13 protein-coding genes are annotated in these 13430 nt (G+C 53.3%); 3 read left to right on the top strand and 10 right to left on the bottom strand.

Annotated features, from left to right (window positions below; all coding sequences use genetic code 11):
* Positions 1 to 3: 3 nt before the first annotated feature.
* The 4 genes from motB to flhD all read right to left on the bottom strand — a co-directional run bounded on the left by motB (position 4) and on the right by flhD (position 2872).
* Positions 4 to 933, bottom strand: coding sequence for a flagellar motor protein MotB (motB, locus tag ACOTX1_RS02660; RefSeq protein ID WP_003859697.1), 930 nt, complete (start codon positions 931 to 933; stop codon positions 4 to 6).
* A complete protein-coding gene (gene motA, locus ACOTX1_RS02655; protein WP_003859696.1) occupies positions 930 to 1817 on the bottom strand; it encodes a flagellar motor stator protein MotA in 888 nt (295 codons plus the stop codon). The genes motB and motA overlap by 4 nt, the downstream gene beginning before the upstream one ends.
* Positions 1818 to 1940: 123 nt before the next feature.
* A complete protein-coding gene (gene flhC / locus ACOTX1_RS02650) occupies positions 1941 to 2519 on the bottom strand; it encodes a flagellar transcriptional regulator FlhC (protein ID WP_003859695.1) in 579 nt (192 codons plus the stop codon).
* Between the two features lie 2 nt (positions 2520 to 2521).
* On the bottom strand, positions 2522 to 2872 hold the full coding sequence (gene flhD / locus ACOTX1_RS02645; protein WP_003859693.1) for a flagellar transcriptional regulator FlhD: 351 nt from the start codon (positions 2870 to 2872) through the stop codon (positions 2522 to 2524).
* A gap of 796 nt (positions 2873 to 3668) precedes the next feature.
* Here flhD and uspC point away from each other — a divergent pair.
* Entirely contained in the window at positions 3669 to 4097 is a 429-nt protein-coding gene (uspC, locus tag ACOTX1_RS02640) for a universal stress protein UspC (RefSeq protein ID WP_003859692.1), read from the top strand.
* 15 nt (positions 4098 to 4112) lie between these two features.
* Here uspC and otsA read toward each other — a convergent pair whose 3' ends face one another.
* The 6 genes from otsA to ACOTX1_RS02610 all read right to left on the bottom strand — a co-directional run bounded on the left by otsA (position 4113) and on the right by ACOTX1_RS02610 (position 10913).
* The gene (gene otsA / locus ACOTX1_RS02635; RefSeq protein ID WP_003859691.1) at positions 4113 to 5537 is read right to left on the bottom strand and encodes an alpha,alpha-trehalose-phosphate synthase; all 1425 of its coding nucleotides are present in this window, start codon (positions 5535 to 5537) and stop codon (positions 4113 to 4115) included.
* Positions 5512 to 6315 carry a trehalose-phosphatase gene (gene otsB / locus ACOTX1_RS02630; RefSeq protein WP_023314361.1) on the bottom strand — a complete coding sequence of 268 codons (804 nt, stop codon included), beginning with the start codon at positions 6313 to 6315 and terminating at the stop codon, positions 5512 to 5514. The genes otsA and otsB overlap by 26 nt, the downstream gene beginning before the upstream one ends.
* Before the next feature lie 153 nt (positions 6316 to 6468).
* Entirely contained in the window at positions 6469 to 7449 is a 981-nt protein-coding gene (gene araH, locus ACOTX1_RS02625) for an arabinose ABC transporter permease AraH (RefSeq protein ID WP_003859689.1), read from the bottom strand.
* Between the two features lie 14 nt (positions 7450 to 7463).
* Complete coding sequence (araG, locus tag ACOTX1_RS02620; RefSeq protein WP_023314362.1) at positions 7464 to 8978, bottom strand: L-arabinose ABC transporter ATP-binding protein AraG; 1515 nt, start codon at positions 8976 to 8978, stop codon at positions 7464 to 7466.
* A gap of 71 nt (positions 8979 to 9049) precedes the next feature.
* Entirely contained in the window at positions 9050 to 10039 is a 990-nt protein-coding gene (araF, locus tag ACOTX1_RS02615; RefSeq protein ID WP_003859687.1) for an arabinose ABC transporter substrate-binding protein AraF, read from the bottom strand.
* 316 nt (positions 10040 to 10355) lie between these two features.
* Entirely contained in the window at positions 10356 to 10913 is a 558-nt protein-coding gene (locus ACOTX1_RS02610; RefSeq protein ID WP_023314363.1) for a DJ-1/PfpI family protein, read from the bottom strand.
* A 502-nt stretch (positions 10914 to 11415) separates the two neighbouring features.
* Here ACOTX1_RS02610 and ACOTX1_RS02605 point away from each other — a divergent pair.
* Both ACOTX1_RS02605 and ACOTX1_RS02600 read left to right on the top strand, forming a co-directional pair.
* Positions 11416 to 11919: a non-heme ferritin-like protein gene (locus ACOTX1_RS02605; RefSeq protein WP_003859685.1), complete on the top strand. Its 504-nt coding sequence runs from the start codon at positions 11416 to 11418 to the stop codon at positions 11917 to 11919.
* A gap of 141 nt (positions 11920 to 12060) precedes the next feature.
* Entirely contained in the window at positions 12061 to 13404 is a 1344-nt protein-coding gene (locus tag ACOTX1_RS02600) for an anaerobic C4-dicarboxylate transporter (RefSeq protein ID WP_023314364.1), read from the top strand.
* Positions 13405 to 13430 lie beyond the last annotated feature (26 nt).

The following is a 13430-nucleotide window of genomic DNA, read 5'->3' as shown; positions in this document are numbered from 1 at the left end:
CTATCACCTCGGATTGGCTGGTGGCGATGTTGGAACGGCAGCCGAAGGGACGGCCCCAGGCTGTTTTAAATCGTCCAGTGACTCATTCTGACTTTCGGCGTTTTCATGCAGGATGGCCTGCTCCGCCTGCTGGTTCAGCACTAAAAGACTGATACGACGGTTGATGGCGTCATCCGGTCCGCGGTCGGTAAGGCGCATGGTTGCAGCCATGCCGACCACGCGCAGGACCTTGCCATCATCAAGCCCACCCGCCACCAGCTCGCGACGCGAGGCGTTGGCGCGATCGGCAGAAAGCTCCCAGTTGCTGTATCCTTTCTCTCCCGTGGCGTACGGGAAATCATCCGTGTGTCCGGACAGGCTAATGCGGTTAGGAATACCGTTCAGTACCGGTGCAATCGCACGCAGAATATCGCGCATGTAGGGCTCGACATCGGCGCTGCCGGTTTTAAACATCGGCCGGTTCTGGCTGTCGATGATCTGAATACGCAGCCCTTCCTGTACCAGGTCAATTTTCAGATGCGGACGCAGCGCACGCAGCTTGGGGTCCGCTTCAATCAGCTGATCCAGGTCACCGCGCAGTTTTTTCAGGCGCGCCTGCTCCATCCGTTTTTTCAGCTCGTCGATGTTAGGCTGTTTTTTCACTTCGCCCTGCTGCTGGGTGTAATCGTCACCGCCGCCGGGGATCGGGCTGTCGCTATTCGAAATGCGCGGCCCGCCGGTGACCGCCGTCGCCAGCGGCGTCCTGAAATATTCCGCAATCTGGATAAGCTCTTTCGGGCTGGAGATGGAGATCAGCCACATCACCAGGAAGAACGCCATCATGGCGGTCATAAAGTCGGCGTACGCGATCTTCCAGGAGCCGTGAGAACCGTGCCCGTGCCCCTTATGCTTGCGCTTTTTTACGATGACGATCGGATGGGACTGGTTTTTCATGCGTCCTCAGTTGTCGTCTGTTGGTTGGGGTTTTTCACCGCGCGCACGTGCTCTTCCAGTTCGATAAACGACGGACGTTCGCTGGAGTAGAGCGTCTTACGACCAAATTCGACGGCGATCGGCGGAGCATAACCGTTGAGGTTTGAGAGCAGCGTAATTTTCACGCACTGCATCATTTTGGTGGTTTCGGCGCTCTTCTGGCGCAGCACGCTCGCCAGCGGGGAGATAAAGCCGTAGGCCAGTAAAATACCGAGGAACGTCCCCACCATCGCGTGGGCAATCAGCGCGCCCAGCTCAGCCGCCGGGCGATCCGCCGAGGCCAGAGCATGTACCACGCCCATTACCGCCGCCACGATGCCGAACGCCGGAAGCGAGTCGCCCACCAGCGCCAGGCTGTTGGCCGGCACTTCGGATTCGCTCTCATGGGTTTCAATCTCTTCGTCCATCAGGGCTTCAATTTCGAAGGTGTTCATGTTGCCGCTGATGATCAGGCGCAGGTAATCGACGATAAAATCGAGCATCATCGCGTCGGCCAGAATACGCGGGTAGCTGGCGAAAATTTCGCTCTCTTTCGGGTTTTCGATGTCCCGCTCCAGCGAGAACATCCCCTGCTGACGTGACTTCGCCATCAGGCGATAGAGCAGCGCCAGCAGATCCATATACATGCTTTTGGTGTATTTCGAGCGACGAAACAGCAGCGGAATCGCCTTCAGCGTGCCCTTGATCGATTTACCGTTGTTACCAACGATAAAAGCCCCTACCCCTGCACCGCCGATGATGACAAGTTCAGCCGGTTGATAGAGTGCTCCAAGGTGCCCGCCGGTCATCATGTAACCGCCGAAAACTGTACCGAGAACTACCAGGTAACCTAATAAGATAAGCACGACATCATCCTTCCGCTAGTGACTATGGCAGGACGTTCATTTCGAGCGCGAGACCTGAACGCAGGGTAAAAAAAAGCAGCGGTAATCGCTTACCGCTGCTGGAATCTTGCCCACAGGTTCGGGTTAAACAGCGTGTTCGATCTGTTCATCCAGCAGTTGTGGAATAATATCGGCAGCATCCCGGGAAAGTTTACGTCTTTTTACGGCTCGGGATGGAGGCTGGCACAAACTACAGGCGAAGCTGCCCGCAGGCTGATGCGCGTGGGTAATAAAATTGCCGTCACAGCAGTTGCAGCGCGACAATTCAAGCATGCCGCTTTCAACAAAACGCACCAGCGTCCAGGCGCGGGTCAGCGCCAGCAGAGGTCCCTCTTCCTGCTGCGGGCATTGCTCAAGGTAAAGTTTGTAGGCTTTGATCACGGCATCAACGCCGCTGCATAACCCCGTTTTAAGCAGGTACTGCCAGGCGTTACAGAACATGGAAGCATGAATGTTCTGCTCCCAGGTCATGAACCAGTCAGTGGAAAACGGCAGCATGCCTTTTGGCGGCGGGCTACCACGCAGTTCTTTGTACAGCTTGATCAGACGACCACGGCTCAACTGCGTCTCGCTTTCCAGCATTTGTAAACGCGCGCCCAGCGTGATGAGTTCCATTGCCAGCTGGATATCACGGGCTTCCTGAACAATGCTTTTTTCGCTCATTGTTAAGCCCTTTTCTTCCGGGCTACGTCATCAGGCTGGCTGATTTCGTTGAGCAGACGGGTGGAGAGAAGAATACCGGTGTGGATTTGTTGCAGATCGTCCACGCGAGATTCCTGAGTCAGACGCGTAATGGTCTGCGGGTTATCAAAACGGAACTGGCAGACAAGTTGATTGGTTTCAGCCAGCTTGACCATTTGCGGGAGGGTTAATCCACCCAGCATGGTTGCCATCTCTTCGTTAACACCCAGACGAAACATCGCTGACGGTTTGTCCTGACTAATCAAACGCTGCGCGAGCAATAAATACGACAAATTGATGTCATAAATATGTTTTAGCAACTCGGATGTATGCATTTTTCCCATCCCGAATAACCAACTATTATTTTTATGCGGAAAGACCGCACCCCGTGATGTCGCCGGGAAATCACCCGGTATAAAAAGAAAAGGCCAAATGCATAGTTGAATTTAGGTTTGTACGTCGTAAAGCGCGTGACCGGTTAACATGGCCAAAATGTCGGTTACACATTTTATCTTTTCTTACAAATAACTAAGATTTTTCCTAATTCGACGCAAACTCTACTCGTCAGTTTTGACACATACAATGCAGCCCCCCCTGGAATTTAAAAAAAATGTGATCTTCGTCACATAATTTACGCGAATGTAACCCATAAATCCATCAGCGTGACTTGTAATTTGACTATTTATTGAGCAACCGAAGCTTGGTTATATTCTTATGGAACGAATACTCATGCAGAGGGATGAGTGGATCGGGTATGAAAATTGCTATGTCGGAGAAGCGCTGCCCTTCCGCGTCTGAACGGGCGCGAACGTCAGGGAACAGCCAGAGTTAATTAAGTAAAAACAGCAGGTTAAGCTTTCAATTCGAGACAGGAGCTTCCAGGGGTCAGCATCACGCTTGCGTTGACGATCGGTTAACGCGATTTAACAGCACGGAAGGCTAAATGTGTGATTTACGTTAAGTTGTTAATTACTTTCATTTAGCGCCGCCATTTCGTTATTCTTCTTATAAGAATAATTAATGAATAATTATGATAAGGTTCACACTATTGTCGCATGTACCTCTTGCAGAAGCGGCAGATTCGCGGTAAAGCTTGAGAAACGTGTCATTCTGACATAAAAGGAGTGTGTGATGAGTTACTCTCATCTTCTTGTTTCTGTTGCGGTTTCCCCAGAAAGTCATCAACTCGTCGCCCGTGCCGTTTCCATTGCCCGCCCGAACAACGCCCGCATAAGTCTGATCACCCTGGCAGCTGAACCCGAAATGTATAACCAACTGGCAGCGCCTATGCTGGAAGATATTCGTGAGGTTCTTCAGGAAGAAACGCAGCAATTTCTGCGCGAGCTGGTTGAGCGGGCAAACTATCCTGTCCATCAGACGGTGATAGCCACCGGGGAATTAAGTGAACATATTCTCGACATTTGTCGGAAACAGAATATTGACCTGGTCATTTGCGGAAATCATAACCAGAGCTTTTTTTCCCGGGCGGCATGCTCGGCAAAATCCATCGTTTCGTCAAGCCAGGTGGATGTCCTGCTGGTGCCTCTCGGGGGCAATTAATGCCCCCGAAGGAAATCAGGCGAGTTTAGGGAAGGTCGCGATCTTTTTTTGCAGATCACCTTCCTGACTTTGCGGCTGGATCGCGCGCAAATCGTCAATAAAACGCGCCTGCCAGCGGTTGATATCATTCTTGACGATGGTCTCCATCATTTCCGAATGACGTGAAATGCGTTCCGCAAGCGGCATGGTTAACGCGCGATTCAGGGCATTTGCCACGTCATCGCGATCGTAAGGGTTCACAATCAGCGCTGAGGTTAACTCGTTTGCCGCACCGGCAAATTGGGACAGCACCAGCACGCCCGGGTCAGCAGGATCTTGTGCTGCGACATACTCTTTTGCCACCAGATTCATCCCGTCGCGCAGCGGCGTGACCAGCCCGACGTCCGCATAGCGGAACACTTTCATCAGGATTTTGCGCTCAAAATGCTGATTCAGATAGAAAAGTGGAGTCCAGCCGAGCTGGCCATAGCGCCCGTTGATGCGCCCTGCTTCGGTCTCAAGCTGGTGACGAATATCCTGGTAGGCCTGAACCTCACCGCGCGAGGTCGGCGCTATCTGGGTGTAGCGGATCTTGCCATGATGCTGCGGGAATTTATCCAGCAGGGTTTCATAGGCGAGGAATCGCTCCGGCAACCCTTTGGAATAATCCAGTCGTTCAACCGAAAAGATATTCTTAACGTGCTTGAGTTCGTCCTTGAGCTGGGCAAGCTTCGGCGGCAGCGGACCGGAGGCCTGCTCGGCAATTTCGTCTGGCTCAATACCGATTGGGTAGACTTCGGTATGGAAATTTCGTCCCCACGCAGTATGAGATTTACCGCCGTGAGTGACCAGCCGGGTTTTGCCCGACACGCTGTCGAGGAAGGCCAGCCTGTCATTTTCCGTCTGGAAACCGAGCAGGTCGTAATCTGACAGCGCCTCCAGGATCTCCTCGTGCTGCGGCAGCGCCGTAAAGATCTCCGGGGTCGGGAACGGAATATGCAGGAAGAAACCGATTCGGTTATTCACACCCCGTTTCCGCAACTCCCTGGCGAAGGGCAGCAGATGATAATCGTGGATCCATAAAATATCGTCTTCTTCGATCAGCGGCAGTAGTTTATCTGCCAGCAGCGCGTTGACGCGCATGTAGCCTTCATAGGATTCACGCTGGAATTTCACCAGATCCAGACGATAGTGAAACGCTGGCCACAGCACGGCGTTTGAGAACTCGGAATAATATTCATCATAGTCCTTCTCGCTAAGGGCGAAGGAGGCCCACGTGATATTGCCCCGTGACACCTTTTTTAGCGGTTTTTCTTCATTACTGATTTCCCCGCTCCAGCCAAACCAGAGACCACCCGCGGCTTTGAGGGCACCTAATACCCCGACCGCCAGGCCACCGGCACTGGCTTTTTTATCATCCGGCGGTGCGATGCGATTAGAGACGACGACTAAGCGACCCATAATGATTTCTCCCGTTGTTTTGCGCTATTTGTTGTTGTTGCTGGTTAGCGACGTCAGATATCCACTGCCAGACGCTGGCGACATTTTCCAGCCGCCATCCGGCAATGGTTTCACCAGATCCAACCTTGACAGACATGCCCTGGGCCTGGTTTACCACCCTGAACCCGGCCTCGTCGGTCAGGTCATCCCCAAAAAAGACTGGCGTACGCCCTTTGAACGGCGCTTCCGCCATAAACGCTGCAATGGCAGCGCCTTTGTTAATTCCTGCCGGTTTAATCTCGACCACACATTTACCCGGCTGTAACGCCAGCTCCGGATGGGCTTCGGCCACGCTTCTTGCTATCGAAAATATCGCCGCCTCATGATGGGGCGCCTGACGGTAGTGCAGCGCAAAAGCCATGCCTTTGGCTTCCAGTTCCGTACCGGGAAGCATTTCCAGAGCCGAAGAGAGTTGCGCATGCAGCGCCTGAATCAGCGTGTCGGGGAGTGAAACTATATGCAGTTGATCATGGATATCGCGGCGCTCCGCTCCGTGCACACCGGCCAGCGGAAAGTGATAAGGACTGGCGAGCACGTCCAGCTCGGCCATTGAGCGCCCTGAAATCAATGCCAGTGCCCCCTCGTTCTGTCGGGAGAGCTGCTGCAAATTCTCTAACACCGTGTCCGGTACAACAACGTCATCCGGATGCGGTTCAATCCCGGCGAGCGTCCCGTCGAGGTCAAAAAAGAAAGCAAATTTTCCGGGCAGTACAGGCGGTGCGGTTAACAAGTCAGCCACCCTAATCCTCCTTACAGTGAACAAAACAGCCATGTAAGTATAGACAGTGTGACGGTGCTCGCCATTTAGCAACCGGCCCGTCAACAAAACTGGCGGGCCGGTCAGGGGGTCAACTATGGTTAATAGTTGAGCAGGTTAGTGGCTAAAAATAAATCAGACGGTACGCTTCGCTTTTTGCTTGTAACGGTCGAAGATCACCGCTGCCAGCAGGATCAGGCCGCGTACGACGTACTGAGAGAACGGAGAAATATTGAGCAGGTTCATGGCGTTCTCTACGGTCCCCAGAATCAGGATCCCCGCCACCACATATGAGATTTTTCCGATGCCGCCCTTGAGGGAAACGCCCCCCAAAACGCAGGCTGAGATGACGATCAGCTCATAACCAATGGAGGTCATAGGCTGGCCGCTGGTCATGCGCGACGCCAGAATAATCCCCGCCGCCGCCGATACCAGCCCGGAAAGCACGAAGATAATGATCTTGGTCCGTACGACCGGGACACCCGCCAGACGCGCCGCCTCTTCATTGCCGCCAATCGCCAGGGTATTTCGGCCAAAGGTGGTGCGGTTGAGCAGGAAACCGAACAGGATCAAACAGCCTACCGTCAGCCAGATTGGCGCAGGCAGCCCCAGCCAGTTGGCATAGCCCAGCGTGAAGAAACGCTCGTCTTCGATCCCGACCGCTTTGCCGTCGGAGATGATATAGGCCAGACCGCGCACGATTTGCATGGTCGCCAGCGTCGTAATCAGGGCGTTAATCTTCAGGCGCGCAATGACAAACCCGTTCACCAGGCCGCTCAACACGCCGAGCAGCAGCCCGGCCAGCACGCCGATCCACAGGCTTTCGGTCATGTTGATCACCACGGCAGTGGTGACGCCTGCACAGGCAATCACCGAGGCGACCGACAGGTCAAAATCACCGGAGGCCAGGCAGAACAGCATTCCGCAGGCCACCATGCCGGACATGGAGATAGCCAGCCCCAGCCCCTTCATATTGATGAACGTGGCGAAGTTCGGCACAAAAATCGCGCAGGCGACGAAGAGGGCAGCAAAGACCACCAGCATGCCGTACTGGTCCCAGATGCGGCCAAAACTGAAAGCCGACTTCGGCGCTCCGGATGTAGTAACAGAGGACATCATTGACTCCTTACTCAGGCGACAGCCTGGCTAACTTTAGGCATGGCGAGACTCAACGCCTGTTGTTCATTCGCCTGTTCATGCAGCAATTCACCGGCAATTTCGCCTTCACGCATCACTACAATGCGGTCGGCGACGCCCAGCACCTCGGGCAGATCGCTGGAGGCGAACAGGACCGCCACACCACGTTTTGCCAGTTCATAGATGACGTTATAGATTTCGTGTTTCGCCCCCACGTCAATACCGCGCGTTGGTTCATCCAGCAAAATGACCTTCATATCTTCCGACAGCCAGCGCCCCAGAATGGCTTTTTGCTGGTTACCGCCGGACAGGTTCATGATCAGCTGTTCAGCGCCGGGGGTTTTAATGTTCAGCGAACGGATATGGTGATCCGCGTTGCTCGCCTCCCAGCCGTCGTTAATCAGACATCCCGCGCGGATGAACTTGCGCCGGGCAGAGATGTTGATGTTGTCGCGCACCGAGTGCACCGGAATAATGCCCTCTGCCTTTCGATCCTCCGGGCAGAGCATAATCCCCGCGTTAATCGCCTGCGCAGGCTTCTGAATATCGACCTTTTTCCCGTCGACGAAAACCTGGCCCTGGGTTATGCGCGTCCCGCCAAACAACCCTTTCATCAGCTCGCTGCGCCCTGCCCCCACAAGGCCAAACAGCCCGACGATTTCGCCGCTGCGCACCGAGAGTGAAATGGGCGTGCGCACGCCTGGGGCTTTGACGTTATCCAGACGCAGACGCTCCGGGCCATACTCGCGCGGTTTCCAGTGGTAAATGTCACCCAGATCGCGTCCGACCATCGCCTGCACCAGCTGATCGTGATTAACCTGCTGCATATCGGTGAAGGTGCGCACGTAGCGTCCATCTTTAAACACGGTGATGGCATCGCTTAAGGCAAAAATCTCTTCAATACGGTGAGAAACGTACAGAATGATGCGGCCCTCTTTGCGCAGCTCGCGGATCACGCGAAAGAGATTTTCTATTTCACGCGCCGAGAGCGAGCTGGTTGGCTCATCGAAGGCGATAATTTTGGCGTTACGCGCCAGCGCTTTGGCAATTTCCACCATCTGCCACTGGCCGATGGAGAGATACTTAAGGGGCGTTTGCGGATCGACATCCAGCCCAAGGTGCTTGAGCTGCAAGCCCGCTTCATAATTGAGCAGCGAGCGGTTGACCACGCCGCTTTTATGCGGAAGCTGGCCCAGATAGATGTTCTCCGCCACGGTCATTTCAGGAATGAGATGCAGCTCCTGATAGATGATGGCGACGCCCGCATTTAACGCTGCCGTGGTGTCGGCAAAGGCCACCTCTTCGCCGCGAATAGCCAGCGTGCCGGTGGTGGGCGTGTAGTTGCCGCTGAGAATTTTTAGCAGCGTGGATTTTCCCGCGCCATTCTCCCCCATCAGGGCGTGAACCTGGCCGGCATAGCAGTCGAAGCTGATATCGGTCAGCGCGTTTACACCGGGGAAAGTTTTACCGATGCCGCGGAAAGAGAGATACGGATCAGACTGTTGCATAACGACTCCGTGATTCCTGTAGTGTGTACGTCTGGCCCCTCACGGTGAGGGAGGGGCGCAATCACAGCGTATTACTTACCGCCCAGTCCTTTTTTCGCCAGCTCCTCTTTGAAGTTATCGCGGGTGATCAGCACCACATCGGTCACTTCAGTGAATTTCGGCGGTTCAGCCCCTTTGGTCACCCAGTTGTAGAGCATTTCGCTGGATTTATAGCCGTGGACATCCGGGCTTGGCAGCAGTGAGCCATAGAAGCCGGTCGCCTGCGCTTTAGACAGTTCGCTCACGGCGTCAACGCCGTTAATGCCGATCCCGATCACGTCCGGTGCTTTAAAGCCCTGGCCTTCCGTTGCACGCACGCCGCCCAGTACGGTGTTGTCGTTCATCCCCACCACCAGCCAGTGCTTCACTTCCGGATGCTGGACGAGCATGGAGTTTGCCGCATCAAAGGCGCCCGGAATATCGTTGGATTTGGTCGGGACTTTGTAGATCTGTTTTTCCGGGAAGCCAGCCGCTTTCAGGGCGTCCATGGACCCGGTGGTACGACGACGGGCGGTGTCCAGCTCGTCTGCGGTAATCGCCATCACGGCAGTCTCTTTGACATCCCAGCCGCGTTTTTGCATCTCTTTATAGAGCTCCTGGCCCTGACGCTCACCGATTTTAGTGGCCGCCATCATTACCAGCGGAACGGTATCCATCGGTTTGCCTTTGGCATTCACGAACTGATCGTCCACCGCAATCACTTTCATGTCGTAACCGCGCGCTTTCGCGGCAATCGCTGACCCCAGTTTTGGATCCGGCGTACAGATAACGAAACCTTTCGCACCGCTGGCCGCCAGGCTATCAATGGCGTTCAACGTTTTCTCACCGTCAGGTACGGCGATTTTAATTACCTCAAATCCCAAATCTTTTCCGGCTTTATCAGCAAATTTCCATTCGGTTTGGAACCACGGTTCTTCAGGCTGTTTAACCAGAAAACCGAGCTTTAAATTTTCAGCGATAGCGGATTGTGACATAACGGCAGCCAGGCCGATGGCCGCCAGCGCTTTAGTAAATTTGTGCATGGTAAACTCCAGCTTAAGCATTCTTATCTGTAGGGAATAATGGCGAACAACTTATTTAATCAGACTTAAAACAAGGCATTAGCGCTTACCTTGTTATAAGCGTTATTGCTGGAGATAGTTTTAGCGGGAAATTAATCATCCATAAGAGAGCGACATCACACCGCAGAATTACAGTAATTGCGTACATAAATTCAGCGAAAAATGACATAAAAAAGGACGTAATTGTCCTACAAATGGAAAGGAGTTAAGCAGGATTATCCATAAGGTCAGCTAAGAAATCCCTGTAAGCCGGACGCCTTAGCGTCCGGCAGAAAATTTACCAGCGGTAATAGATGTGTTCAGCATGATCGCGCACGGGGGCGTCGACACCCAACAAACGAGCAGAGAGCGTCAGCGCAAAGTCAAAAGCGTGCCCCAGCCCCTTGCCGCTGATGAGGTTATTATCCTCCACGACCGGCGCATCTACATATACTCCATCATCAACGCTCTGCCACAGATCGCCGGAACAGACGTAGCGGCGCCCCTTCAGTAGCCCGTTACCGCCCAGCACCCGCGCGGCCGCAGAGCAGATCGGGCAGATAAGTTTGCCGTGCTCGTCATGCGCGGAAACAAAGCGGATCACCTCCTGGTTAGCAGCAAGATTGACGCTCCCCTGCGGCCCACCGGGCAACACGACCGCGTCATACAGCCTATTAATGCGCTCCGTTAACGTACTGTCAGCCACCATGGGGATATTATGGTAACTCACTACCGCACGGGACTCCGCGCAGGCCAGCGTCTCCACCTCAATCTGTAAACGCCGCAGAATATCAATAGTGATAATCGCTTCTGCTTCTTCAAAACCAGGTGCCAGCAGCACCGCAACGTTAGCCATCATAAACCTCAAATAATGAAACAATGTAAAACATCGTTTCATTTTCCCGCGTTATCAGATCACAATCTTGCGCCGCGATCACAGAACCGTATATTGAGTGAAAATTGATTTAGCTCAAATTTGATACGACAGGATATATTTGCAAATATTATTTCTGATTTATCACTTTTACAGAATTTCCCGCCAAAGAACGTTTCCTGAAACGATAAAAATGAGCAAAATTGATTTTACACCCTTTTAAATCAACATGTTATATAATTACCAATCTCGTAACCTTCTTTCTATTCTGGGCTATATTTAAATTTGTAATCTATGGTAAACACAGCCCAATTAAGAGTTTTCTTAAGTCGAAGAGAAGCGTATGCTTATTTAAATCGAACACAGGAAGTGAATTTTCGAGTTTTTACCTTGCAGAAATCTATTTCCGCCATTCAATCGTGAATACCTGCCGGGTCAGGTTAAGTAGCGGACATCAAGTCCCACAGTCAATAAGGATATGAGAATGACTACCCAAACGATGATGCAAAAACTGAATGCCCAGATGAACCTGGAGTTTTATGCTTCAAATCTGCATCTGCATTTGAGCGCGTGGTGTTCCAGAAAAAGCCTCAACGGCACTGCCACCTTCTTTCGTACTCAGGCGCAAAGTAACGTCACGCACATGATGCGTGTCTTTAACTTTTTGAAAGCTGTCGGGGCAAACCCTACCGTCAAAGAGCTTGAAACGATTGAAGATAATTACACTTCTCTGGAAGAACTGTTTCAGAAAACGCTCGAAGAGTACGAGCAACGCTGTGCGAAGCTGAGCAAACTGGCTGACGAAGCCAAAGCGCAACAGGACATCATTACCCTCACGTTTTTACGCGATATGGACAGAGAGCAGCAGCAGGATGGCATGCTGCTGAAGACGCTCGCAGATGAAATCCGCAACGCGAAACGTGCGGGGATTTGTCTGGAGCAGACGGACCGCCATCTTCTCGACATAGCTACCGTGCAACACCACTAAGTCCCTTCACCCGCTCCCGTCAGGGGGTGGGTACCAACTCCCTGCTTTTGCTGACATTTAACAAATCAGATCTTGCTCCCAATGAATAACCACACATCGTGTAATGATTTGTTTAATTACATTCATTGACGAGGGAGCATCATGATCACCATTGAGTTTATTGTCATTATCCTCTGCCTGCTGATAGGCACCCGCTTCGGCGGGATGGGCCTGGGGCTGATAAGCGGTATCGGCCTGTTTATTTTAAGTTTTGTCTTTGGTCTGCAACCCGGTAAACCACCGGTTGACGTGATGCTAACAATCCTCGCCGTCATCGGCTGTGCGGCCACGCTACAGACCGCCGGTGGCCTGAATGTAATGATGCAATTCGCAGAGCGCCTGCTGCGTAAACACCCCCAGCACATCACCCTTCTCGCACCGTTTACCACCTGGATGTTGACCTTCCTCTGCGGGACCGGTCACGTCGTCTATACCATGTTTCCCATTATCGCGGATATCGCCCTGAAAAAAGGCATTCGCCCGGAACGGCCGATGGCGGTGGCCTCGGTGGCCTCTCAGATGGCGATCACCGCCTCCCCCGTTTCCGTGGCTGTCGTTTCGCTGGTCTCGATTCTGGGTGCGCAGCACGGCATCGGTCACGCGTGGGGGATCCTCGAAATCCTCGCCGTTTCCGTACCGGCCTCACTGTCTGGCGTCGCCATTGCGGCACTGTGGAGCCTGCGCCGGGGGAAAAACCTCGCAGACGATACTGAATTTCAGGAAAAGCTGAAAGATCCGAAACAGCGGGAGTTTATCTATGGAGGAACGGAGACGTTGATGGATCAGCGTTTCCCGAAACAGGCCTACTGGTCCACGTGGATCTTCTTCACCGGAATTGCCGTAGTGGTCCTGCTGGGTGCGCTGCCCGAGCTGCGTCCGGCGTTTGAGATCAAAGGGAAAATGACAGCCCTGTCGATGAACCTTGTCATTCAAATGATGATGCTGATCGCCGGGGCCATCATGCTGATGACCTGCAAGGTGAATGCGTCGGCCATTTCAAACGGGGCGGTATTTAAGGCGGGGATGGTCGCGATTTTCTCGGTGTTTGGCGTGGCGTGGATGAGCGATACCTTTTTTCAGGCGCATCTCGACGAGCTGAAAATGGCGCTGGAGGGGGTGGTGAAGAGTCATCCCTGGACGTATGCCATCGTGCTGTTCCTGGTATCAAAACTGGTCAACAGCCAGGCTGCGGCCTTGACCGCGGTCGCCCCGATGGGGTTGATGCTGGGCATCGATCCGAAAATGCTGGTGGCCTTCTTCCCGGCATCCTACGGCTACTTTGTGCTGCCGACCTATCCGAGCGATCTGGCCTGTATCGGATTCGATCGCTCCGGTACCACCCGCATCGGTAAATTCATCATCAACCACAGCTTTATTCTGCCGGGGCTGATTGGCGTCAGCTGTGCCTGCGTGGTGAGCTATCTGCTGGTGCAGACGTTCTTCTGATCCTTCTGCGGGCGACAGGTTTTGTC

It is taken from the genome of Enterobacter cloacae complex sp. IR5401 (assembly GCF_049238425.1).
GTDB classification, from domain to species: domain Bacteria; phylum Pseudomonadota; class Gammaproteobacteria; order Enterobacterales; family Enterobacteriaceae; genus Enterobacter; species Enterobacter hormaechei_C.
The sequence above is the reverse complement of the archived record's forward strand: the minus strand, read 5'-3'. Positions and strand labels throughout refer to the sequence as shown.